Here is a 23,516-nt window from a genome sequence, read left to right on the forward strand (position 1 = left end):
TAAGCACGCCGCCAGCGTTCATCCTGAGCCAGGATCAAACTCTCTGATAAAATGTTTGATTCACTCAAGACAACCAACTAGCTTAGTTATCTCTCGTCATTACTGTTATAAAAAGTTCATTCTTTTGAATGATGATTCGTTAAGAATTTTCGAGAATCGTATGTGTTTCACTGTTTAGTTATCAAGGTTGTTTATCTGCCGTTGTCTGTCCGACAGCTTGTTTATATTACCACAAGCGTTTTCGTTTGTCAACAACTTTTTTTATTTTCTTTCAAAAAACTTTTGAAGCTTTTCAAAAAGAAATCCCGCTTCCTCAGAAGCGAGATTCAGTATAACATCGGTGTTGCTATTCGTCAACCCCTTTTTTCAATTTTTTTGATTTTTTTACACGATTTAACAAATTTCCTTTTTTATTTTCCATAGAATACACTCATAAACACCTTTACAAATACGTTCTGGCTATACAGAAAATTCATGAATGTATCCTTCTGTACCAGTTCCATTCCCTGTTTTCCCACCGAAGTGTCGCATAGTAAAGTCAGCACCAGAAGAGCAATCCAGATAAAGATCACGCACTTTATCCCTCCCACTGCTCCTCCAGCCAGCTTGTTGATTCCATTGATGACTGGCAGTTTTGTCAGAACATTCAGTATATATCCCAGCAGCTTAATCACAACTGCAGAAATGATATAAGAAAGAAGGAACGAAATACCATTCACTGCCATTACTGCAAGGGAATCTGAAATATATTCAGAAAAAGTGCTTACAGCAAGATAGCGGTAGGTCTCTACGGTATTATTTTCCACCAGCGTATTCTTCAAAAGGTCTGGGAGCTCCATGCTTTCTACCACCTGTGCCTGTTCTTCCTTGTCCAGGACCTTCCTATTATCCGTCTGTTCCATTACCATGTCCTGGCATTTTTCCTGAATCACGGTATATACAGGGGTATACTCCTTTACAAATGTATTTACATATGGATTGATCACCCAGACAAGAAGAAAGGAAATGATCATAAAAAAGGCGGATACAACTTCTTTTACAAATCCTTTTCGGAATCCCAGAATACAGGCTGAAAGGATCAGAACAATTCCAACAATTCCAAACCATGTCCAGCTTATGTCCATTTTTTTCTCCTTAGCTGAGTTTTATCACATTTACACCTGTATCAAGAACAAGCAGATATTTGTTCCATCCAAGTTTAAAGAAATCCTTTACTGTCCCATCAATGCTTCCAAAATATTTTTCTTTGCCATTCTCATTCATGACGCACAGCTGGGAACTATTATACATGATAATATAACCGTCACTCATTCTGATGGTAGAGTATGGAATATTAAAATCCTTGCTGAATTTCATTTTTCCATCAGCAGAATATACCTGCATGGTGTATTGTTTGTCTTTGCTGTCATTTTTAAATACCAGGCCGATATTGTTCTCGTCATAGAATGTGCTGACGATCTCGCTTTCCACCTGGACGGTCTTAAGTTCCTTGGGGATCTGACGTCCAGAATATAAAGTAAATCCGTCATCACGCAGAGCTACTGCATTGCTTCCAAGATACTGAATTTGGGGAACCACCACGCCGTCATAGGTATAGCCGCTTACAATACGGTCATCTTCATTCTGTCCAACTTCTCCGAAATTATAAAAAGCTATATAGCTTGTGGTCTGACTGCTATCTACATACTGATAGGCCACCATCATTACCACGCCATTATCTGCCAGTGTTACATCCATAGGATATCCAGGATCCTGAATGTTCGTCTGATTCTCTGCGATCAGACTTCCGTCCAGATTATAGAAGTTGATCCATGTATGATCGTCTCCGTCCAGAATCGCTGCAGCCATTCCGGTCTTGGAGACTTTTGCTTTCACAATACTGTATGAAGTGGTTACGGTACCGGTAATTCCATTTTTGTTCAGGAAAACCATGGAGGTGCCATCTTTGTCTGCGATAACCGCACAGTCTCCCCACACATCCGCCACAGGATTCTGCATATCGTACGTCTGAGACCATACCGTTTCCAGCTTATCATTTACAAGAGACACCTCATTCGAGCTGTAGCGCAGGATCTTTCCTGCCAGGTTCATGTACTGTGTGGATACTGTGTCTTCCTGCTCGCTGGAAGCCTGTACTTTATAGCTTCGGTAGGTCCGCATCTCCAGGAAAAGGAAGCCTGCTAAAGCCACGATTACCACAGCTAATATAACAGCAATAGGCTTCAGCACAGCTTTCCTTTTACGCATGGCTGCTTTGAACTTTTTCCTTGCAGCTTCGCCTCCCTGTGCCCCTGCCTGGACTTTTTCCAGACGGCGTTTCTCAGCAAGCAGACGCTTCCGCCGCAATTTCTTTTTGATATTCTTAAATGTGTTTGCCATAATTTACCCTTGCCTTATGTTTTCTGTTTAACATCATTTGTTCGATTATACCACATTCCATCATGGTAATACAATCATTTGGCCAGGATAAATCACCTGGTTTTCCGTGAGATTGTTCAGCCGGCAGATTTCTGCAATGGCATCTGTACTTCCATAATGGGAAATGCTGATCTGATACAAGGTGTCACCAGGCTTGATCATATAGTTTTCATAAACCCTGCCGGAAGAAGCAGCCGACTCCTGTTTTTTTATTTTTCTTTCATCTGCTTCCTGGGAAAACTGCTGTTCTTCCAGCGCCTGGGCATTATCTGCCGTCTGGGTGTTCTCCGCTTCCGCAGTTCCGGCAGAATATTCCGCATTTGAATTTTCCTTCTGCCCGGAATTCTCTGTGTCGTGGTTTGCAGCACCAGCAGCTTCTACGTCTGTTGAAACCGTTTTTTCTTCCCGGGGTGCTTCTGTTATATCATTTATTCCTTCATTTTCAGCTTCTGATATTTGCGGCGTTGACGTTGGCTGGCTTTCTGCTGTTTCATCCTGGATCTGGTTTTCCTCTTTCCAGGTGATCGGCGGAGTCACTTTCTCCTCTTCCTGCTCAATTTCATCTGAAGTCACCGTTACCGTGGCTTCTCTTCGTGAAAAATCAGTAAGTCCCATATAGTTCCTGTAAAAGCCCGCCCCTACTGCCAGTACTGCAAGCACCAGACAGGCCGTGGCTGCATATGAAAAAACAGAGGTATGCTCCAATTCCTCCTGGGGCTTTTCCTCTGTCTTTTCTTCCTTCTTTGTTTTCTTGTTTTTAATGATCTTCCGGAATGACACCACTGCCTCATCCGGCACCGTTTCCGTGATTTCCGGTGCAAATTCTTTATTTTTTTCAATCATGTACTCCTGCATGAGAGGATTTTTCTCATAATAGATGTAATATCCCCTCTGCCGGATCATCAGACCATTTTCATAAAAGAAAAAGGCTTCTTCCTTTTCTGCAGGTTCCATGAGCATCAGCACTTTTTCGCCTCCAAAATACCGAAGATGGATCCTTGTCAGCAATTCGTCTGTTTCCATATACATCTGAGGACGCGAAAAAAACCAGCCTGTTATTTCCTGTCCCGGAAAATATCTGGCCTGGTCTTCCTGTATTTTCACCCATACTTTTTCAGAGAAATCAATATGATCTGCTGCAGCTTCCATATCTTCCACCACCAATGCTCCCCGGATGAAAAGATAGGTTATTCCATCGTTCCACTTGGTTTCTCCTGTAAAAACAGCTACGCTGCCTTGTTCTTTTTGGGAGCTGATCTCGTTTCTGGCAAGCCGTGTAAGAAAGGTGTACACATAATCTTCAATATAGATTCTCATGTTTCCCGTTGTCAGCCCTACCTGACGTATATTTCTCGGCAAATTAAAAAGATTTTCCCCATTTTTTGCCTCCTGTTTCTCCTCTTTGTAAATAACTTCTATCATACTCACATCACCCCTTCGGATATGAGGATAGCACATGGGAAATGCAGATTTTAGCGTAATATAAGACCTGTTCCACAGAATTTTACGACAGTTTTTGCAATGAAAAGCCTGGCAGTTTTTTCCAACGTCCTGCGAAAAAGAATGATGGAAAACAGCATTTTCCAAGGTGCATATTTTTACCGGATATGGGATAAGATGGATTATAGAAAACAGTGCGCAAGTGCTTTGCAGAAAAAATTTAATGAAATCAGCTGGCACAGCTATATAACAGGAGAAATTTTATGCCTTTTTATATTAACACGCAAAATCCGGATTCTTCCAGAGAGATTGCCCATCTTCTGGAAAAATGTATTAAACGTCATAAACGGGACTGGACGGAAATCGTATTTCTGTGTATTGGAAGTGACCGGGTAACCGGGGACTGCCTGGGGCCTTATGTGGGATACCGGCTAAGCCAGCACCAGATTCCCGGCATTTACGTGTACGGTACCTTAAACCAGCCTGTCCACGCGGTCAATCTGCCCCATATAACGGACTTTATTGCCAAGGAGCATCCATTTTCCCTTGTGATTGCAATCGACGCTTCATTGGGTGATAAAAAGCACTTAGGGTATGTGACTATTGGGAATGGTTCTCTTTACCCAGGTGCGGCAGTGCAGAAGAATCTGCCGCCTGTGGGGGATATTTATATTACAGGGATTGTAAATATTGGAGGGGTCCTGGAATATCTCACTTTACAGACAACAAGACTTTCCACTGTAATCTCCCTGGCAGACACCATTGCGCAGGGGATCCTGGGGAATTTTACTGCATAAACAGATAATACCCAGAACTACATGCCAGCGTGGATTTCAGCTCATGGTCTGTATCATTGCATGCTTAGCTTTTAAAGTTATTATCATACACCGAGTCAGCCGCCAGTTTCTCTGCAGGTGCAAGCTTCAATGACTTGCCTTGTAAAGCACAATACGGCAAATAGAAGCTTTCGCCTCCATTTGCCGTATTACATACGCTTCCATTACAGAAATGAACTTTCTGCAAATCACATTCTAATTAGATAAACGCTTTGATCTGTTTGTAGATGCCAGCTGCATCAAGTCCATATTTCTCAAGAAGAGCTACAGCCGGGCCAGACTCACCGTAAACATCATTGATACCAATACGTTTTACCGGTACAGGAGCCTGCTCTGCAAGGCACTCGCATACAGCACCGCCAAGACCGCCGATGATGGAATGTTCTTCCACTGTAACAACCTTGCCTGTTTCTTTTGCAGCTGCTACAACAAGTTCCTCATCCAGAGGTTTGATGGTGTGGATGTTGATAACCTTTGCTTCGATTCCTTCTTCAGCAAGCTTAGCAGCTGCCTCAAGAGACGGAGCTACGCAAAGTCCGTTTGCAATAATGGTAAGGTCTTTTCCCTCACGAAGAACGATACCTTTACCAAGCTCAAATTTATAATCCGGGTTATCGTTGATAACTGGAACAGCAAGACGGCCAAATCTCATGTAAACAGGGCCTACATGCTCATAAGCAGCCTCTACCATTGCCTTTGCCTCGATGTCGTCAGATGGGCATGCAACAACCATTCCCGGGATTGTACGCATAAGTGCGAAATCCTCGCAGCACTGGTGGGTAGCACCATCCTCACCAACGGAAATTCCACCGTGGGTAGCACCGATCTTAACGTTCAGTTTCGGATAGCCTACAGAGTTGCGGACCTGCTCAAATGCACGTCCAGCTGCAAACATAGCGAAAGTACTTGCAAATGGTACCTTGCCTGTTGTAGCGATTCCGGCAGCGATTCCCATCATGTTGCACTCTGCGATACCGCAGTCGATGTGACGCTCCGGGAATGCTTTCTTAAAGATTCCGGTCTGTGTAGCTGCAGCAAGGTCAGCGTCCAGAACAACCAGATCATCATGTTTCTTTCCAAGTTCTACAAGAGCGTTACCGTAGCTTGCTCTGGTGGCAATCTTCTTTACTTCTGACATAATGCTTCACCTACCTTTTCCAAATCTGCCATAGCCTGTGCGTACTCTTCGTCGTTCGGAGCTTTTCCATGCCAGCCAACCTGGTTCTCCATGAAGGATACACCTTTGCCTTTTACTGTCTTCATAACGATTGCAGTCGGCATTCCTTTGGTAGCCTTTGCTTCATCAAAAGCAGCACGTAACTGTGCCATGTCATTTCCATCTGTTACATTGATCACATGGAAATTAAATGCTTCAAATTTCTTGTCGATTGGGTATGGAGAGCATACATCCTCAACTTTACCGTCAATCTGAAGGCCGTTGTTATCTACGATCACTACAAGGTTGTCCAGTTTTCTTGCGCCTGCAAACATAGCAGCTTCCCAAACCTGGCCCTCCTGGATCTCACCGTCACCAAGAAGTGTGTATACACGATAGCTGTCGTTAGATAATTTTGCAGAAAGTGCCATTCCAACTGCAGCGGAGATTCCCTGTCCAAGAGATCCGCTTGACATATCAACTCCTGGGATATGTTTCATATCCGGATGTCCCTGAAGATAAGATCCAAGATGGCGAAGTGTGACCAGATCCTCTTTCGGGAAATAGCCTCTCTGTGCAAGCACAGAGTAAAGGCCTGGTGCAGTGTGACCTTTTGAAAGGACAAAACGGTCGCGGTCTGCTTTCTTCGGATCCTTAGGATCAATGTTCATTTCCTCAAAATAAAGATATGTAAATACATCTGCTGCAGATAAAGATCCGCCCGGATGGCCGGCTTTAGCAGCGTGCAGTGCTGTTACGATGCCCTTGCGGACTTCGTTTGCAGTTTTCTGAAGCTCTAAATTCTCCATTATCAATTCTCCTTATATGAGTCATTTACTCTATCAATTATTCACCAAATACAGCTTTGTAATCGTTCTGGAATTTTATGATACCAGCGTCTGTCAGAGGATGATGTGTCATCTGCTCAAGTACTTTAAATGGTACAGTAGCGATGTCAGCACCAGCAAGTGCACACTGTGTTACATGCATTGGATGACGAACGCTTGCTGCAATGATCTCTGTGTCGATTCCGGCAACAGCGAACATGTCTGCAATCTGGCGGATCAGCTCAACACCGTCTGTAGAGATGTCATCAAGTCTTCCAAGGAATGGAGATACATAGGTAGCACCTGCTCTTGCAGCAAGAAGTGCCTGGTTAGCGCTGAAGATCAGAGTTACATTTGTCTTGATTCCTTCTTTGGAAAGAACTTTAACTGCTTTCAGGCCTTCGCATGTCATAGGGATCTTAACTACCATGTTTGGATGGATCTTAGCGATCTCACGTCCCTCACGGATCATTCCCTCAGCGTCTGTTGTGGTAGCTTTTACCTCACCGCTGATTGGTCCGTCAACAATCTCTGTGATCTCTTTGATAACTTCGTTGAAATCTCTTCCCTCTTTTGCGATCAAGGATGGGTTTGTAGTTACACCACAGATGATTCCCATATCGTTAGCTGCTTTAATATCCTCTACTTTTGCTGTGTCAATAAAAAATTTCATGATTTTTCCTCCTGAATGAATAAAATAAACTGCGGATGGACTCTCTTGTCCCCGCCTGGTTTGCGGTGCTGCAACACTCCTTTTGCCTTGCACCCGTTCACATGCTTTCATTATAGCAGACTTCCCTTACAGGTCAAGGCAGGGTATAAATTATTAATAAATTTTCAATTAATAATTTTTATTTTTATTAATCATTCCAAAGTTTGTTACTTGGTTATCAATCAATTTTCCACTGTATCAATCAGCTTTTTCAATATTTTTACAAGCTGTTGCGCCAGAATTTATTATTAATAATTTCAAGTAAATCATTTATTTAATCTTATTTTCGTCTGATTTTTCGTTCACAGGCCCGGTCGGTCCATGCGGGCGTAACCAGTGGTTTTGCGCACAATGATCTTGGGACTGTACTCAATATTATATACACTGGTAGGACGGATTCCCTCCCCGAAGCGAAGGCCTGTGTCGATCTTACGGATAATGATGTCGCAGGCATCCCTGCCCTTCAGATCTACGAAGTGATCAATAGTGGTCAGCGATACCCGGCGGATTCCGGAATAAAAAATGTTATCGCATCCGATCACAGACACATCCTTAGGCACCCTGAGACGGGCATCCTGAAGCGCATCCACGGCGCCAATGGCCATCATATCATTCTGTCCTGCAATGGCGGTAAACCTTCTGCCATCCTCCAAAAGGGATCTGGTCAGGGCATATCCCATAGAATACTCCGAATCGGTCTTGGGATTGCGGCGGTCAACAGATTCATCTGCCGCCTTGATGATCACATGTCCGGAAAGACCTGCCTTCTCAAATTCACGGACAAAACCGTCCACACGTTTGGAGCGCTGCCACTGTCTTCTGGTAAGGGGTGGCGTAATAAATGCCACATCCCTATGTCCCAGATCCAGCAGGTGCCTTGCCATCAGTCTTCCCACTTCCGTATTATCCTGGTTAATGGCGTCTACAGTGCTGATCTTCTCCTTATTGCTGATAATGACCAGCGGAATGGTTCTTGCCATTTCTTCCACCTGGCTGATATAGTCCGGGTGGGGATTGCAGGCATAAATGATTCCCTGAGGGGACAGTGCACGGATCATCCGCAGGTATTTCTCTTCCAGTCTTGCATCACGCTGGGTATTACAGATAAAGACTCCATATCCCCGTTCATTTGCTACCGCTTCAATTCCCTGAAGGAGAAGCACATAATAGGGGCTGGTAATGGTGGGGCAAAAGACAACAATCAGCTTTTCTTTTTTGTTCTCTTTTTTGTTTTTGTGGCCGGGCAGACGATAGCCAAGCTCTCTGGCTGCGTTTTCTACTTTCTCCACGGTTTCCCTGGAAAAAGACACATTATACTTGTGATTCAGAACCATGGAAACAGTTGCCTGGGACACGCCTGCTTTCTTTGCTACATCCGAAGATGTTATCTTTTTTCGTGCCACAAAAAATCACCTCCTGCCATTTTCGTCTTTTTTTCTTACAGCTCCACCCTGCCCTCCAGCGCACGCAGAAGGGTAACCTCATCAATGTATTCCAGGTCACCGCCCACCGGCACACCGCTGGCAATACGGCTTACCTTGATTCCGGTAGGTTTGATCAGCTTGCTGATGTACATAGCCGTTGTTTCCCCCTCCAGACTGGAGTTGGTAGCAATGATCACTTCTTTTACATCTCCCTGAAGCCGCATGATCAGCTCCTTCAGCTTAATGTCATCCGGTCCGATCCCCAGCATAGGGGAAATGGCACCGTGAAGTACATGGTAAACACCGTCAAATTTACCTGTTTTTTCATAGGCAGCAAGATCCCTGGTATTCTCCACTACCATAATAGTGCTGTGATCACGCTTGGGATTGCTGCAGATCGGGCACATTTCCTTATCCGTAAGAGTGTAACAGCACTTGCAGTACTGTACGTTCATTCTGGCATTGGTGATGGCATTGGTAAGCTGCTGCACCTGGTCCTTTGGCATATTCATAATATGAAAGGCCAGACGCTGGGCAGACTTCGCCCCAATCCCGGGAAGATGTGAAAACTGCTCGATCAGTTTGTTAATATAACTGCTGTAGTATTCCATCAGAATGGAAGACCTCCGCCAAGTCCGCCAAGACCGCCTGTAAGTTTGGACATTACAGCCTGGTTCTCCTGCTCTACCTTGCGAAGTGCTTCGTTGGTTGCTGCGACGATAAGGTCTTCAAGCATCTCAATGTCATCTGGATCTACAACTTCCTCTGCAAGCTTTACTTTGGTCACTTCTCTTTTACCGGAGATCGTTACCTCTACTGCTCCGCCGCCGGCTGCTGCAGTAAACTCTTTCTCCTCCAGAGCCTTCTGGTTTTCTTCCATCTGGCGCTGCATCTTCTGCGCCTGCTTCATAAGGTTATTCATGTTTCCTGGCATACCCATGCCTGGAAATCCTCCACGCTTTGCCATTACAAAGTCCTCCTTTGATCATAATTTTGGTTTCATAACAATATTCACATTTTAGAAAATATTGCCAACAGAATTAAGTTTGCGCAGCAAACGCTGCTTCTTGTGCTTATCACAAGAAGGCTCGTCTTTCTGTGCATCGCGAAGCGGTTACTGTTCACAAAGTGAGCAGTAACCACTCTGATCATTTCTTATTCTTCTGTATCGTCAGGATCTTCCTCCACGACCACATCCATATGGATGTTCTCACGAAGTGCCTGATCTACAGTAACCTGGGCAAGATTGGTATGGTTGTGCTCTTTGGCTACGACCATTTTAAGTTCTACACTCTTGCCAGTCTGGGCCAGGATAATATTCTTCAGCTCCTCTTCTGCTTCCGGATTGTCTACATAAGTTTTTCCCAGAAAATCCTGGAACTCTATATAGAGGATCGGTTCACCAGTCTGACCATTGTATTTCGGAATGGACTTCTGAAGCATCTGCTTGAAAATACCGCTGGTCTGACCTACAATCACCTTCCAGCTGGCTACGATCTTCTGCAGATCCTCAGGAGCTGCTTTCTCTGGCTTCTCTGCTGCCATGGTTTCTGTTCCTTTACCAGCCGCAGTTCCCATGACGCCAGCTGCCCCTGGTGCGCCCTGTTGGACGATCACCTGCTGCACAGGTCTTTCATCCATGCGCTGCTCCAGAATGCGGAGACGGTCCAGAACAGAATCCAGATTGGTCTCCATAGCCGGACGGCACAATTTGATCAGGGCAATCTCAACCAGGACACGCTTCTGTGTGGAATAACGGATCTGGCTGGATAGATCAGAAAAAATACGGATGTAGCGCATTAAAGTCTCTACATCCACCATCTCACTTTCTTCCTTAAGAAGCTTCAGATTCTCTGAGGATACATCGATGGCCTCTTCCGGATTCCCGGAGGTTTTTACAAGAAGGAGATTACGCATGTACCAGGTAAAATCTCCTACAAACTGTCCCAGTTCTCTTCCTCCTACGATCAGATCCTCCAAAGTGCGGATCGCACCTGTCACATCTCCCTGGAGCACTTTGCGGAGAAGCCTGCTGAATACCTCTGTATCCACGGCTCCCAATACTTCCAGGACTTTGTCGTAGGTCAATGTCTGCCCCAGGTAAAAGGCGATACACTGATCCAGAAGACTGAGGGCATCTCGCATGGAACCATCTCCGGCTTTCGCCACATAGCGGACAGCTTTTTCTTCTGCTTCTACGCCTTCAATCTTCAAAAGTTCATCCAGGCGCGCCGCAATGGTGTCAATGGTAATACGGTGAAAATCGTATCGCTGGCATCTGGATAAAATGGTGATTGGTATCTTGTGTGCCTCTGTGGTAGCAAGAATGAAGATAACATAAGACGGAGGTTCCTCCAGTGTTTTCAGAAGAGCATTGAATGCTCCTGTCGAAAGCATGTGAACCTCGTCAATAATGTATACCTTATAGTTTCCTTCTGTAGGGCGGTAGGCCACCTCCTCGCGGATCTCACGGATGTTGTCAACACCGTTGTTGGACGCTGCATCGATCTCGATCACGTTCATGGAGGTACCGGCCTGTATCGCCTTACACATTTCACATTCACCACAGGGGCTTCCATTTACCGGGTGCTGGCAGTTTACTGCTTTTGCCAGTATTTTTGCAACGGTTGTCTTACCGGTTCCACGGGTGCCGCAAAACAGATAAGCATGGCCAATACGGTTATGCCTGATCTGATTAGTCAGGGTAGTCACAATGTGATCCTGGCCCTTAACATCGCCGAAATTATCCGGTCTGAACTTCCGGTATAGAGCGGTATAGCTCATTTATGGAAACTCCTTTCTAACAGCAGTGTATCAATCGCCGAAGCTGATTCCGATCTGCTTTGCAGCCTTGACAGTCTGGTCTTTTGGAGAAACCATCTTCAGCTTGCCTGCACATTCTTCAAGAGGCACTCTCTTGATCTTGCCGTTTACAACACCGATCATGATGCCATATTCTCCGTCCAGAATAGCCTCTGCTGCACCTGCTCCGATTCTTGTGGAAAGCACGCGGTCATATGCACAGGGTGCTCCGCCCCGCTGTGTGTGTCCCGGAACAGTGATACGAACCTCGGAGCCAAGCTTCTGGGTAATCTTGTCTGCAATTTCATAAGATACGGAAGGATACTTCTTCGCGCGGTCCTCCAGTTTCTTCTTATAGTCTTTCTTGGAAAGAAGGGCGTCTTCTTTGGAAATCGCGCCTTCTGCTACTGCAAGAATGGTAAAGCGCTTGCCAGCCTTGGATCTCTTCTGGATTGCGGCAACTACCTTCTCGATGTCGTATGGAATCTCAGGGATCAGGATAATGTCCGCTCCGCCTGCAATTCCAGCGTGTAAAGTAAGGCTTCCGACTTTATGTCCCATAACTTCTACAATAAAGACACGGCCATGGGATGCTGCGGTTGTATGGATGCAGTCGATTGCGTTTGTAGCAATGTTTACTGCACTCTGGAAACCAAATGTCATGTCAGTGCCCCAGATATCATTGTCAATGGTCTTCGGCAGATGAATGATATTCAGACCTTCTTCCCTTAAAAGATTGGCTGTCTTCTGGGTTCCGTTTCCGCCAAGGATCACAAGGCAGTCAAGACAAAGCTTGTAATAGGTCTGTTTCATGGCTTCAACCTTGTCCAGTCCATTGGTATCTGGTACGCGCATAAGCTTAAACGGCTGTCTGGATGTACCCAGAATGGTTCCGCCCTGTGTAAGGATTCCGGAAAAATCCTTGGAGGTAAGCATACGGTATTTGCCGTAGATCAGTCCCTTATATCCATCATCAAAGCCATAAACTTCCAGGTCATCAATACTGTTGGTAAGCCCTTTTACAACGCCTCGCATGGTGGCATTCAGAGCCTGGCAGTCACCGCCGCTTGTCAATAAGCCGATTCTTTTAATCATAGTACCCTCCATTTCTGTGTCTTTTGCAAAAAAGTCCACATTTTGAAATTTGATCCGCGAAGCTCTGCCTGCTGCTGGCTCCAAAGTGAGCAGCAACTGCTGTTCCGTTACATTTAGGCAGCACAAAAATCGCGGGGCAATCTTGTTTACATTATATAATATTTCCCAGTCTGACACAACAAGGAATTTGCATCCATGAAGTCATCCATGGATGCAACGCTAAAGCCTGGTGCTGAAGCCGGAAAATATGATAGAAAAATATTTTCCAGTTTTGCGGCAGCAGCTTGACAAATTCACCGTCTTCCTTTATAATTAAATTCCGCGCAGCCGGGGAGATAGCGGTGCCCTGTACCTGCAATCCGCTACAGCAGGGGTGATGCCAATCTGAGGCTTGTATCTTGTGGAGCTGCCCTTTATAAGTGGCGTTGACGTTTGGGTCTTACGCAACAGGACTCTATGAACCGTGTCAGGACAGGAATGTAGCAGCACTAAGTAGAATCTCCTGTGTGCCGTGAGGGTGCCTGGGCTGAGTTAACTGTAGAGGTAACGTCTGTGAGACCATTCCGAGGTGCGGCGCGCGTAATAAGATGATTATGGAACGTCTGGTGAGGACGTTCTTTTTTATACTTTGGCTCGTTGCCCACGTAAGGAAAAAGGACCCATAATGCGCGATGGCTGCAAATACATTTCGTATGCCATTTTGCAATATGCGTCCCACTTTGCAGAAAGCCTTTTTCAGACACGCTCCAGGGAATTTATTTGCAAAGCTCTGCCACAACCTGGTTGATCACCTTACCGTCTGCTTTGCCTTTCAGCTCTGGCATAATGGTCTTCATGATCTGGCCTTTGTTTCCAGAAGCAAGCAGTTCCGCGTGTTTCTCGGTAAGGTAAGCCTTGATTTCAGAAGCATCCATCAGCTTCGGTGCATATTTAGCGATCACATCATATCTGGCCTGATACTCATCCTTCAGATCCTGTCGGGATTCCGGACAGGTGTCGATCTGCTCCTTTACAGATTTCAGCTCTTTCAGGATCACACGGTCAACCAGCTCGCTGCTGATGTCGTCACGGCATCCTTCGTCGATTGCAACCTTCTTCACTGCGGAGATCAGGGAAGAAACTGCGTCCTTTGTTACTTTATCCTTTGCCTTCATGGCTGCTACCATGTCTTTTCTTAATGCTTCAAATTCCATTATATCTTCCTCCTGTCAATTTACCATTTGCTCTGCTGCCGCTCAATCGGTTCTGGCAGAAGCTTCCATGGCATTTTCTTACTTTGTTTTTTATCATACCACTAATTTTCTGTTTTTCCAACCTGCTCTGCCAAAGATTTTTTCAGCATTTTTTTCTTTTCCCGAAGCTCACGGAAGAAATCAGAAAGCATAGTGGAGCACTCTTCCTGGAGAACACCGCGGATCACTTCCACCTTATGATTGAAGCCGTCCATCTCCAGAAGATTCAGCACAGAACCGGCGCATCCAGCTTTTGGATTCATGCTGCCGATCACCACCCGGTCAATGCGGGACTGCATTAAGGCTCCAGCACACATCTGGCAGGGTTCCAGGGTCACGTACATGGTACAGCCCTCCAGCCGCCAATCGCCTAACTTTTTGCTTGCTTTTTTGATGGCATTTAATTCTGCGTGGGAAAGAGTATTCCTGTCTGTGTTTCTCCTATTGTAACCCCGGGCAATAATCTGCCCGTCGCAGACGATCACACAGCCGATTGGTACCTCTTCCAGGTTCCTGGCTTTTTTCGCCTGACGGATAGCTTCTTTCATATAATGTTCCTGATCTGTTAGCATTTTTTATCCTTTTACTTTCTACTATAAAACTTTATGGTTAATCGTTCTTATTCGCAAAGTATTTCCACAAAAATTTAGAACCTCTCAATTACCTGCAATCATCTGCGCTTTCCGCATCTTTTTCCAGTAATAAACCACTCCCACCATGTCAGCCAGTGCCCATCCGATTGGAACGGATACCCAGATTCCGGTAACACCAACAGCTGGAATAGCGGACAGAATATAGGCCAGTACCACTCGTGTTCCAAGGGAAAGAATGGTAAGGATCACGGACATTCCAGGCATTTTCACAGCGCGGTAATATCCGTACAGCAGAAAAAGGAGTCCAATTCCGAAATAAAATGCACCTTCGATCCGCAGATAGCCCACTCCGATGGATATAGTTTCCTTTTCAGATGCTTTCACAAAAATTCCCATGAGCGGCGCGGCGAAAGCACACACGGCGGCACTGATCACCAGGCAGAATGCAAAAGCGGCTGTTACAGCACTTTTGATTCCCTGAGAAATCCGCTTTTCTTTTCCAGCTCCATAATTTGGGGCAATAAATGTGGAAAAAGCATTTCCAAAATCCTGCACAGGCATGTATGCAAAGGAATCAATTTTCACAGCAGCTGCAAAAGCAGGTTTCCCGTAATACCGCCTTCTGTCAGATCTCTTTGTTTCATTTTTCTTTTTCCACCTCTGTAGCACATGTGTTTCGCGCGCTTTTACGTAAGTCGCTGCGCAGCTGTATTTCTATTATAGGCAGTTGGGGAAGGGATGTCAATTTTTAGGATTCATCCCTTCCCCAGCATGCAGGTGGATCAATGGCACGGTACCAGTATCCGCCTCTGCCTTTCTTTACTTTTATCTGGTTGCTTTCCTTGAAGCAGGAAAAGCCGAACATACCTGCCATAAACTGCTCCTGCTGGTCATAGCTTCCGGGCACACCTAATATGCAACGACCGTTTGATCTGCGGCACAGAAGAAGATGCCCAAAGTTGTAGTATCCGTATTGCAGAAAGCGGTTGTTGCGAAGCGCGCACTGCCTTCTTGGAAAATGGACCAGATCCTGAGGCGTGATTCTCCAACACTGGTTCAGGTCACCATCTGTAAAGGGGCAGAATGGCTGACCGAAGGGAAGAGAGAAAGAGGCAGCTTTTACCGGTGCGGATTGGATACGGACCTCCTGGGATAGTTTCTGCTCTTCTCTGTTTTCTACGGCTGATTCAGTGTCTGTTAAATCAAAATCAGATAAACTATCCTTTTCAGATTTCACCATCTTCTTATTGGTCTCCAATACATTTTCTTTTTCATTTTGAGGTTCAGAGAAATCTTTCCCAGCCTCTGTGAGTTCCAGTTCTAATTTTCCGGATTCTGTTTCGGCGATTTCACTTTTCCTTTCCACTTTTCTGTATTCTGGTTCTGATTTTGCCTCCTCTTGTTGCATAACTTCAGGCCCGGCAAGGCTCCTTTCTTCCTGCACTATTGGGATTTCTCCCATTAGTAAATTTTCCTGGGCTGTCTCTTCTTTTTGTTCTACGATAGTTTCTTCTTTAGGCATTTCTTCTTTAGACGCTTCTTTTATTTCGATAGTTTCTGACGGATGTGTTTTCTGTGCAGTTCTGATTTCTGCATCCTCCTTGAAATTCTCCGGGCGGATTGCGTGATCATCCCACTCTGTTCCATAGAAACCGCCAGACGGCGTAGTCAGAATCATTCCACCTATTTTGGCTAATGGAAGTCCCGAACCACCTATGCTCGTTCCGTCTGTTTCCAGTACACATTCGATCCAGTCTTTTTTTGTATTGCAGTTTCCGATCAAAATTCCATGCAGCAAACCTTCCTTTCGAACAAAGCAATAAACCTTGCACGTTTCCCCTTCTGCCAGTCCTTCCACATGAAGATGGATTTCCATTGTGCACTCATTGCCCCGGGCTTCTACTTTTATAAATCCGCAGTTGTTCTGCTTTTTCCCTTTCCGGTACTCATATACATATGCGATAAAGCGCCGATATCCAGCCAACAGACTTCCTCCCTGTTTCATATACATTCACTTCATTAATGTATATGAAATACAAAGATTTTCATTCATAAAAACGCATTCCCGCACTTCTGGAAATTTGCATCCAATGAATAGATCAGTAGAAATTTTTGACTTACCAGTTTATTTTTAATTTTTTTTAATTTTACTGTTGACAATTCGGTTGTATATATGTATAATATTACTTGTCGTTGACGAAGTGTGGCTCAGTTTGGTAGAGCGCTGCGTTCGGGACGCAGAGGTCGTGGGTTCGAATCCCGTCACTTCGACTACTTGGCAGGGGCGCCGAAAGCCTTGAGAAATCAAGGGTTTCGGTGTTTTTTTATATCGGCATTGCACATAGGCTAAATACCTAACACTCTTTATTTTTTCCACCGGCTGGGCTGGGCTTCGCAGATCCGGTTCCATTGGCAGTCGCCACAGATTTCCAGTCTTTTTCCAGTCTGGATAACGTTCTGCTGCACAGCTTCTGTAAATTCCGAAAATGCAAGTTTCTGATTCTCTTTTAAGCCACATTCCTCCAACACTGCGTTGTCATACCATTTCACTTTCTCTGCAGCCTCACAGACACCCTCACAATTGTTGGGACAGGCTGAGCAAATCTCATCTGCCTTTACCGTGAGACAGACATCCGCGCCTTTTCCAAAAAGCTCCAGCATTTCCTGCATATGGGCTGTAAATCCGTTGCTGTAGCCTTTTCCGATAAAAAACGCCAGGCACATCCCGTGATGAGGGCGAATGGGATATGTCTGACGTTCTTTTTTACTGCATTGGTACAATCTTACGCACCCTTCTGGACAAAACAAATGCCAGAGCGATTTTTACAAGATCAGGAATGATGAACGGGATTACGCACCAGCCCAGTACGGTTCCAAGTCCAATGGCTCCTGTTGTACGTGTGTATACAGCCATAAACCAGATGGTTCCCATTGCGTAGCAGACGATCAGGCCCACAACCATGGAAAGGATCTGAATCACAGGCTTCTTGCCCCAGAGGGATTCCATTGCCCACATTACCAGGGCAGAGAAAAGAAAGCCGATGATGTAACCGCCGGTATTATTAAGAAGGATTCCAAATCCTCCAGAAAATCCTGCAAATACAGGAACGCCAATAGCTCCAAGTAAAATGTAAACCAGTACAGCCAGGCTTCCTCTCTTTCCACCAAGCACGCCAACAGCCATAAATACACCAAATGTCTGTAAAGTAAACGGCACTGTCATTGGAATGGAAATCCAGGAACAGATTGCGATCAGTACGGCAAAAATAGCTATGTAAGCCAGGTCGTATGTTTTTGTCTTTGTTGCAGTTGCGGTACTCATATTCTCCTCCTCAGATAAATATTATTTTTGTCAGATACAATCTAACACAATCCGGTGCGAATTGTCAACCAGTTATTTTATTTTAGTTTACAATTATTTTCAGGTTTACGAAAGACAGCTATTGCTTTTCATCTGCCCGGGTTACTGTTCACAGATAATATTCCGCGAGGTGTTTTTTGTGAACATAGTTCACAGAAGACCCGAGAACATCGACGCGAAATCATGCGAACGCATGATTTCTGTGCATCGCGAAGCGTGTTGCTGTGAACGCAGCGAACAGTATCCTGCCCGGAAATTATTGCGCAGAAATTTCTCTGGAAAACTTTCCAAATTACTGGAATCATGCTAAACTAAAGGAAATGAATGTTACGGAGGTTTTTCCCATGGACGTGCACAGTATCAGTACCAAATGCACCCGCACAGAATTTGTGGGGACTGCAGTTCTGGATACCATTGGACTTGTAATTTCAGGAGTTGACGATACTCTTTTAAAAGAAATGAATATAGGAACCTGCTATCACACTTTAGGACTTTTTAGTTCCCGCACAGGTGCTGCTGGTCAGATTACAGCTGTAGATGATGCTGTAAAGGCCACGGGCACAGAAGTTCTTTCCATTGAATTCCCCCGTGATACCAAAGGATGGGGCGGACATGGCAACTATATTGTAATCGGTGGAAATGATGTTTCCGATGTGCGGCACGCCATTTCCCTTGCGTTGGAACTGACCAATAAATATGCCGGAGAATTGTATATCAGCGAATCCGGTCACCTGGAGTTTGCCTTTTCTGCAAACGCAGGCGGCGCACTTTCCATGGCTTTCAACGCAGTTCCCGGTGAGGCATTCGGTTTCATGGCAGGTTCTCCTGCTGCTATCGGACTGGTGATGGCCGATACTGCAATGAAGGCTTCTGCCGTTCATATTACACGGTATATGACTCCAAGTGTGGGGACAAGCCACTCCAATGAAGTGATTCTCGCCATTTCCGGTGATGCCAGTGCAGTGAAAGAAGCGGTATTACAGGCAAGACAGATCGGGCTAGAGTTGCTGATCGGAATGGGCAGCTATCCAGAAATCCCGGGAGAACCCTATTTATAAAAAATACACGTAAGTGTAAAAGAGAATTACAAAAACGCCCTGACAGGGAAAATGTTTTCCACATTTTCAAACCTGCCAGGGCGTTTCTCATTCCGCTTAATTCAATCTATAAACCTCAGCACTCTGTAATCCAAATGCAAGTGCTTCAGAATGGCTGCTGCAATAGATATCAACATGTCCATAAGGTGTTCCAAGGTCTTCCACGGTATAAACAGTTCCGTTGATCAGAAGCTGTGTGCCAAATGGTACTCCTGCCATGGCAACGGTCCTGCCTGCTGTAGGAACCGTTCCGCTGGCGGTAAGATTTCCGGCAGTCCCACAGCACTGTGCACAGTTGCAGTATGCAGTCAGGGTGAAGGTTCCAAGATAGGTTCCCTGTGAAGAGGAACTGCTCTCGCTCTCAGAGGTCTGGGAGCTGTCGCTGCTTTCAGAATCTTCTGTATAAGACTGGTCAGAACTTTCAGATTCCTCAGTATCCTCATAAGAGTCCTCGCTATAGTCATCTGACTCACTGTAGTCAGATGCATCCTCTGCGGAAGCACTTGCCTCCTGTGCAGCAGCCTCTTCTGCTGCTTTCTCAGCCTCAGCAGCCTGCAGAAGACTGTAAATACTGCTGTCTGCATTGTCAATCTGTGTATTTAATGCGCTGATCTCCTCCTGGCTTGCACTGATCTGATAAATGTAAGCCTGGATATCTTCGCTGGTGCTTGCAGTCAGAGCCTGCACCTCCTGCTGTTTGGCGGACTTCTCAGCCAGAAGCAGGTCAATATTCTGCGCATCTTCTTCTGCCTGCTCTTCCTGTGCCTTAATATCCGCCTGGAGCGCCTTATAGTTCGCAAGCATATCTCTGTCATACTGGGAAATCTGTGCAATGTTCTCTGCACGGTTCAGGAACTGTGCAAGATCCTCTGAGGATAAAAGCAGCTCCAGCATAGAAGCACTTCCATTCTCATACATATAAACGATACGTTTCTTCATATCTTCATACTGTTTGTCTGATGTAGCCTTCGCTTCCTCAAGCTGTGCCTTTAAGGTTTTCAGCTCGTCCTCTTTCTCGGCAGCCTGGATTCCAAGCTCAGAGACACTATTGGTAAGGTCTGTATACTGGGCATTCAATTCTTCCAGATAGCTCTCAAGCTCCTGTTTCTTACTCTCCAGAGAAGCCATATTTGCCTGCTCCTGGGCAAGTTCTGCCTGGGCCGCGTCCTTCTGGGCCTGAACATCTGCGATCTGTTCCTCTGTGGAGGAGGCAAATACAGCTGTCGGGGCAGATACCGTCATCATACCAGTTAACAGTAACGCAAAAACTTTCTTCATTCTCATATATGTAAACACCTCATTATCTTTTTCGTAGGTCAAGTATAACACATTTCGTAATTTTTTCAACACTTTTATTTAATTTTTGTAATATTTACGTAATATTTCACAATATTTTCGCCATACATTTCAAACACGCTCAAGATTTGGAGGAAACGAGCAAAGCATTCGCTGCTCGTTTTGCTCGTTTCCACGGCAGTCGCCAAGGACTTATGCAATCATGGACTTTAGCTCGTTGCCCGAAAAAAATACCCCGCATTTCGTAGATTTCTCCACAAAATGCGGGGTGTAAAAACCTCGTCTGTTCTTAGACAGCTGCTGCTTCCTCAGCTGCTGCTTCCTGGTATTTTTCGAGAATGATCGTCTGGATCTTGTCACGAGTGGAAGAATTGATGGGATGTGCAATATCCCGGTATTCTCCATCGGTTGCTTTTCGGCTTGGCATTGCGATAAAAAGCCCTTTCTCGCCCTCGATCACCTTGATATCATGTACCACAAATTCTTCGTCAATGGTGATGGAGACTACGGCTTTCATCTTTCCCTCCTTCGCAACCTTTCTCACCCGTACGTCTGTAATGTTCATTTTTGCTGCCCCTTTCCTCTTAATCGCATTTGCTGCGCTTTAAGTCTTTTTTATATAATTGCTTTACTCTATTCCTGCTTCAAGTGCACAGCCAGCACCCATCCAAGAAGCTCACAGGGTATTACAAACTATATCTCTCATTTTTCTCCACAACGATCTTCACTTCTCCGTCGCCGCTGTAGTAAGAATTTGCCCGGATGGTATCCCGGCTTTCAACGATACAATTCTCGATATGTGTATTATCCCCCAGATATACATCATTCAGAATTACTGAATTTTTAATTACACAGTTATTTCCAACATAAACGTCTTTAAACAGAACCGAATTCTCCACAACGCCGTTTATGATACAACCGCTGGAGATCAGACTGTTCTTCACTTCTGCGCCAGGATTATATTTTGCAGGCGGAAGATCGTCGATCTTGGTCTTCACGGCTGGCTCCTGTTTAAAGAAGTAGTTTCGGATCTCCGGTTTCAGGAAATCCATATTGGTCTTATAATAAGATTCTACTGTGGAAATATTGCTCCAGTAGCTGTCGATCTTATATCCATAGATTCTCTTAAGGTTCTTATAACGGATCAGAATATCCTTAACGAAATCATTGCGGCCTTCCTGCGCAGCTTTTTCGATCAGCTCGATCAGCTGTCTTCTTCGGATCACATAAATACCGGTAGAAATCGTATTGTACGGGGAAACCATAGGCTTCTCCTCAAATTCCTCGATCCTGCAGTCCTCATTCATTCGAAGGACACCGAAACGCTCTACCTCGGATGGATCCGGGCAAGTGGTGCATACAACGGTAATGTCTGCACGTTTCGCAATGTGATATTCCAGAACCTTGTTGTAGTCCATTTTGTAAATGCAGTCACCGGATGCGATGACAACATATGGCTCATGACTGTTCTTCAGGAAATTCAGATTCTGATAAATAGCATCTGCTGTTCCCTGATACCAGAAACCATTTTCTTTGGTGATAGTAGGAGTAAATACGAAAAGACCGCCCTGCTTTCTTCCAAAATCCCACCATTTGGAGGAGCTTAAATGCTCATTCAGGGAACGTGCATTGTACTGGGTCAGTACCGCCACCTTCTGGATCCTGGAGTTTGCCATATTGCTCAGGGAAAAATCGATACTTCTGTAGCTTCCGGCAATAGGCATTGCTGCAATTGCCCTCTTGTCTGATAATTCTCTCATGCGGTTATTGTTACCGCCGGCTAAAATAATTCCAATTGCTCTCATGCTTTGTCACCGTCCTTTGCTGCAATTACCTGTCCGCTTTCCAGAATGCCGTCCGGATAATCTGCCAGAGTGGTCACGCCGGAAATCGCCGTGTTCTTTCCAATCTTAACGTTGTCCGGAATCACGGAACCTTCTCCTATGGTCGCAATGCCAAATGCATATACAGCAGGCTTCTTTACATTCGGTGCTTCCTCGCCGCAGCCAAGAACCACGTCATTTCCAATGGTTACATCCTCTGCCACGATTGCTTTTTCCATATCTACATTTTCACCGATAGTCGTATTTCGCATGATAATAGAATCCCTGATCACACTGCCCTTGCCGATCACAACATTCGGTCCGATTACAGAATTATGTACCTCGCCATAGATTTCAGAGCCCTCACCGATCAGACATCTGTCCAGAACGGCTTCTTCTGAAATATACTGCGGCTGGATGATATCGCCCTTGGTGTAAATCTTCCAAAATTCCTCGTAAAGATTAAACTCCGGAATAATATCAATAAGCTCCATATTTGCTTCCCAGTAGGAGCCCAGAGTTCCAACATCTTTCCAGTAGCCATTGTATTCGTAAGCGAAAAGACGCTGACCCTTGTCCTTGCAATACGGAAGAATATGTTTACCAAAGTCACAGCTCTGCTGATTCTTCAATGCATAAAGAGCTTCTTTTAGAACCGGCCAGCTGAAAATATAGATTCCCATAGAAGCAAGATTGCTGCTTGGGTGCTCTGGTTTCTCCTCAAATTCGGTTACACGGAAGGTCTCGTCCGTTACCATAATACCGAAACGGCTGGCCTCCTCAATGGGTACAGGCATACAGGCGATGGTCACGTCTGCCTTGTTTGCTTTATGGAAGTCAAGCATAACTTCGTAATCCATCTTATATATATGATCTCCGGAAAGGATAAGTACATAATCAGGATTGTACTGCTCCATATACGCCATATTCTGGAAAATGGCATTGGCTGTTCCTGTGTACCACTCGCTGTTTGTGCTCTTCTCGTAAGGTGGAAGTACGGTTACGCCGCCTTCATTTCTGTCCAGGTCCCACGGAACACCGATACCGATATGGGTATTCAGTCTCAGAGGCTGATACTGTGTCAGGACTCCCACTGTGTCAATACCGGAATTGATACAGTTACTTAACGGGAAGTCGATAATGCGGTATTTTCCTCCAAAAGCTACTGCTGGTTTGGCCACTTTTTCTGTCAGTACCCCAAGTCTGCTGCCTTGGCCGCCGGCTAAGAGCATGGCAATCATTTCTTTTTTAATCATGCTATCACCTCTTATTGTAGTTATGATTTATCATTATACCATACTTCTCATATTTAGTGAACATATTTTACAAAATATTTGGCGTCCTTTTACTTTTTTTATCGTTATTGTACATGTTTTTTCGACAATCACGGAAAAAGAGTTATTG

General features: G+C 45.1%; 22 protein-coding genes, 1 tRNA gene, 1 other RNA gene and 1 pseudogene. 4 read left to right on the plus strand and 21 right to left on the minus strand.

Translation table 11 applies throughout. The annotated features are described in order from the left end of the window. Positions 1-410 precede the first annotated feature (410 nt). The 3 genes from LIQ05_RS05525 to LIQ05_RS05535 are packed head-to-tail and all read right to left on the minus strand — an operon-like array spanning position 411 to position 3,840. Complete coding sequence (locus LIQ05_RS05525; protein ID WP_226819273.1) at positions 411-1,124, minus strand: CvpA family protein; 714 nt, start codon at positions 1,122-1,124, stop codon at positions 411-413. 10 nt (positions 1,125-1,134) lie between these two features. Beyond that, positions 1,135-2,379 carry a DUF5711 family protein gene (locus LIQ05_RS05530; protein ID WP_226819274.1) on the minus strand — a complete coding sequence of 415 codons (1,245 nt, stop codon included), beginning with the start codon at positions 2,377-2,379 and terminating at the stop codon, positions 1,135-1,137. 60 nt (positions 2,380-2,439) lie between these two features. Beyond that, the gene (locus LIQ05_RS05535; RefSeq protein WP_226819276.1) at positions 2,440-3,840 is read right to left on the minus strand and encodes a LysM peptidoglycan-binding domain-containing protein; all 1,401 of its coding nucleotides are present in this window, start codon (positions 3,838-3,840) and stop codon (positions 2,440-2,442) included. A gap of 281 nt (positions 3,841-4,121) precedes the next feature. On the opposite strand from LIQ05_RS05535, the gene yyaC reads away from it, so the two are divergent. Next, on the plus strand, positions 4,122-4,655 hold the full coding sequence (gene yyaC / locus LIQ05_RS05540; RefSeq protein ID WP_226819278.1) for a spore protease YyaC: 534 nt from the start codon (positions 4,122-4,124) through the stop codon (positions 4,653-4,655). 238 nt (positions 4,656-4,893) lie between these two features. On the opposite strand, the gene LIQ05_RS05545 is transcribed toward yyaC, so the two are convergent. The 8 genes from LIQ05_RS05545 to LIQ05_RS05580 form a co-directional block, all read right to left on the minus strand. Beyond that, positions 4,894-5,832 (minus strand): transketolase family protein, encoded by a 939-nt coding sequence (locus LIQ05_RS05545; protein WP_226819280.1) that lies wholly within the window; start codon positions 5,830-5,832, stop codon positions 4,894-4,896. Then, positions 5,820-6,659, minus strand: a complete 840-nt coding sequence (locus tag LIQ05_RS05550; RefSeq protein ID WP_226819282.1) for a transketolase — start codon at positions 6,657-6,659, stop codon at positions 5,820-5,822. The genes LIQ05_RS05545 and LIQ05_RS05550 overlap by 13 nt, the downstream gene beginning before the upstream one ends. Positions 6,660-6,696: 37 nt before the next feature. Then, on the minus strand, positions 6,697-7,350 hold the full coding sequence (gene fsa, locus LIQ05_RS05555) for a fructose-6-phosphate aldolase (RefSeq protein ID WP_226819283.1): 654 nt from the start codon (positions 7,348-7,350) through the stop codon (positions 6,697-6,699). 341 nt (positions 7,351-7,691) lie between these two features. Beyond that, on the minus strand, positions 7,692-8,792 hold the full coding sequence (locus LIQ05_RS05560) for a LacI family DNA-binding transcriptional regulator (RefSeq protein WP_226819285.1): 1,101 nt from the start codon (positions 8,790-8,792) through the stop codon (positions 7,692-7,694). A gap of 35 nt (positions 8,793-8,827) precedes the next feature. Continuing rightward, a complete protein-coding gene (recR, locus tag LIQ05_RS05565; RefSeq protein ID WP_226819287.1) occupies positions 8,828-9,424 on the minus strand; it encodes a recombination mediator RecR in 597 nt (198 codons plus the stop codon). Continuing rightward, complete coding sequence (locus LIQ05_RS05570) at positions 9,424-9,780, minus strand: YbaB/EbfC family nucleoid-associated protein (RefSeq protein ID WP_021924790.1); 357 nt, start codon at positions 9,778-9,780, stop codon at positions 9,424-9,426. Before LIQ05_RS05570 ends, recR begins: the two co-directional genes overlap by 1 nt. A 188-nt stretch (positions 9,781-9,968) precedes the next feature. Next, positions 9,969-11,597 carry a DNA polymerase III subunit gamma/tau gene (gene dnaX, locus LIQ05_RS05575; protein WP_226819289.1) on the minus strand — a complete coding sequence of 543 codons (1,629 nt, stop codon included), beginning with the start codon at positions 11,595-11,597 and terminating at the stop codon, positions 9,969-9,971. Between the two features lie 30 nt (positions 11,598-11,627). After that, positions 11,628-12,710: a 6-phosphofructokinase gene (locus tag LIQ05_RS05580; protein WP_226819290.1), complete on the minus strand. Its 1,083-nt coding sequence runs from the start codon at positions 12,708-12,710 to the stop codon at positions 11,628-11,630. A 319-nt stretch (positions 12,711-13,029) separates the two neighbouring features. Here LIQ05_RS05580 and ffs point away from each other — a divergent pair. Further along, positions 13,030-13,291: signal recognition particle sRNA large type (ffs, locus tag LIQ05_RS05585), an RNA gene on the plus strand. A 174-nt stretch (positions 13,292-13,465) separates the two neighbouring features. Here ffs and LIQ05_RS05590 read toward each other — a convergent pair. From LIQ05_RS05590 to LIQ05_RS05605, 4 genes and pseudogenes are all read right to left on the minus strand, one after another. After that, positions 13,466-13,903 (minus strand): GatB/YqeY domain-containing protein, encoded by a 438-nt coding sequence (locus LIQ05_RS05590; protein ID WP_226819292.1) that lies wholly within the window; start codon positions 13,901-13,903, stop codon positions 13,466-13,468. Between the two features lie 101 nt (positions 13,904-14,004). After that, positions 14,005-14,514: a tRNA adenosine(34) deaminase TadA gene (gene tadA / locus LIQ05_RS05595; protein ID WP_226819294.1), complete on the minus strand. Its 510-nt coding sequence runs from the start codon at positions 14,512-14,514 to the stop codon at positions 14,005-14,007. 84 nt (positions 14,515-14,598) lie between these two features. Next, positions 14,599-15,135, minus strand: a pseudogene (locus LIQ05_RS05600) (MATE family efflux transporter); the annotation flags it as partial. Positions 15,136-15,283: 148 nt separating this feature from the next. After that, positions 15,284-16,540 carry a DUF6128 domain-containing protein gene (locus LIQ05_RS05605; RefSeq protein WP_226819295.1) on the minus strand — a complete coding sequence of 419 codons (1,257 nt, stop codon included), beginning with the start codon at positions 16,538-16,540 and terminating at the stop codon, positions 15,284-15,286. 192 nt (positions 16,541-16,732) lie between these two features. On the opposite strand from LIQ05_RS05605, the gene LIQ05_RS05610 reads away from it, so the two are divergent. Further along, positions 16,733-16,806 (plus strand) — tRNA-Pro (locus LIQ05_RS05610). 93 nt (positions 16,807-16,899) lie between these two features. Here the strand turns inward: LIQ05_RS05610 and LIQ05_RS05615 are convergent. Further along, complete coding sequence (locus LIQ05_RS05615) at positions 16,900-17,316, minus strand: DUF1284 domain-containing protein (protein ID WP_226819296.1); 417 nt, start codon at positions 17,314-17,316, stop codon at positions 16,900-16,902. Next, the gene (locus LIQ05_RS05620; protein ID WP_226819298.1) at positions 17,300-17,857 is read right to left on the minus strand and encodes a biotin transporter BioY; all 558 of its coding nucleotides are present in this window, start codon (positions 17,855-17,857) and stop codon (positions 17,300-17,302) included. Before LIQ05_RS05620 ends, LIQ05_RS05615 begins: the two co-directional genes overlap by 17 nt. A 383-nt stretch (positions 17,858-18,240) precedes the next feature. Here LIQ05_RS05620 and pduB point away from each other — a divergent pair, with 383 nt between their 5' ends. Continuing rightward, positions 18,241-18,954 carry a microcompartment protein PduB gene (pduB, locus tag LIQ05_RS05625; RefSeq protein ID WP_226819300.1) on the plus strand — a complete coding sequence of 238 codons (714 nt, stop codon included), beginning with the start codon at positions 18,241-18,243 and terminating at the stop codon, positions 18,952-18,954. A gap of 96 nt (positions 18,955-19,050) precedes the next feature. Here the strand turns inward: pduB and LIQ05_RS05630 are convergent, their stop codons facing one another. From LIQ05_RS05630 to LIQ05_RS05645, 4 genes are all read right to left on the minus strand, one after another. Next, positions 19,051-20,277 (minus strand): hypothetical protein, encoded by a 1,227-nt coding sequence (locus tag LIQ05_RS05630; RefSeq protein ID WP_226819302.1) that lies wholly within the window; start codon positions 20,275-20,277, stop codon positions 19,051-19,053. Between the two features lie 301 nt (positions 20,278-20,578). Further along, positions 20,579-20,854: a septation regulator SpoVG gene (spoVG, locus tag LIQ05_RS05635; protein WP_226819305.1), complete on the minus strand. Its 276-nt coding sequence runs from the start codon at positions 20,852-20,854 to the stop codon at positions 20,579-20,581. Positions 20,855-20,975: 121 nt separating this feature from the next. After that, complete coding sequence (glgD, locus tag LIQ05_RS05640) at positions 20,976-22,094, minus strand: glucose-1-phosphate adenylyltransferase subunit GlgD (RefSeq protein ID WP_226819307.1); 1,119 nt, start codon at positions 22,092-22,094, stop codon at positions 20,976-20,978. Continuing rightward, positions 22,091-23,368: a glucose-1-phosphate adenylyltransferase gene (locus tag LIQ05_RS05645; RefSeq protein WP_226819309.1), complete on the minus strand. Its 1,278-nt coding sequence runs from the start codon at positions 23,366-23,368 to the stop codon at positions 22,091-22,093. The genes glgD and LIQ05_RS05645 overlap by 4 nt, the downstream gene beginning before the upstream one ends. Between the last annotated feature and the right edge of the window lie 148 nt (positions 23,369-23,516).

Source organism: Blautia glucerasea (assembly GCF_020537505.1).
Lineage (GTDB): Bacteria > Bacillota > Clostridia > Lachnospirales > Lachnospiraceae > Blautia_A.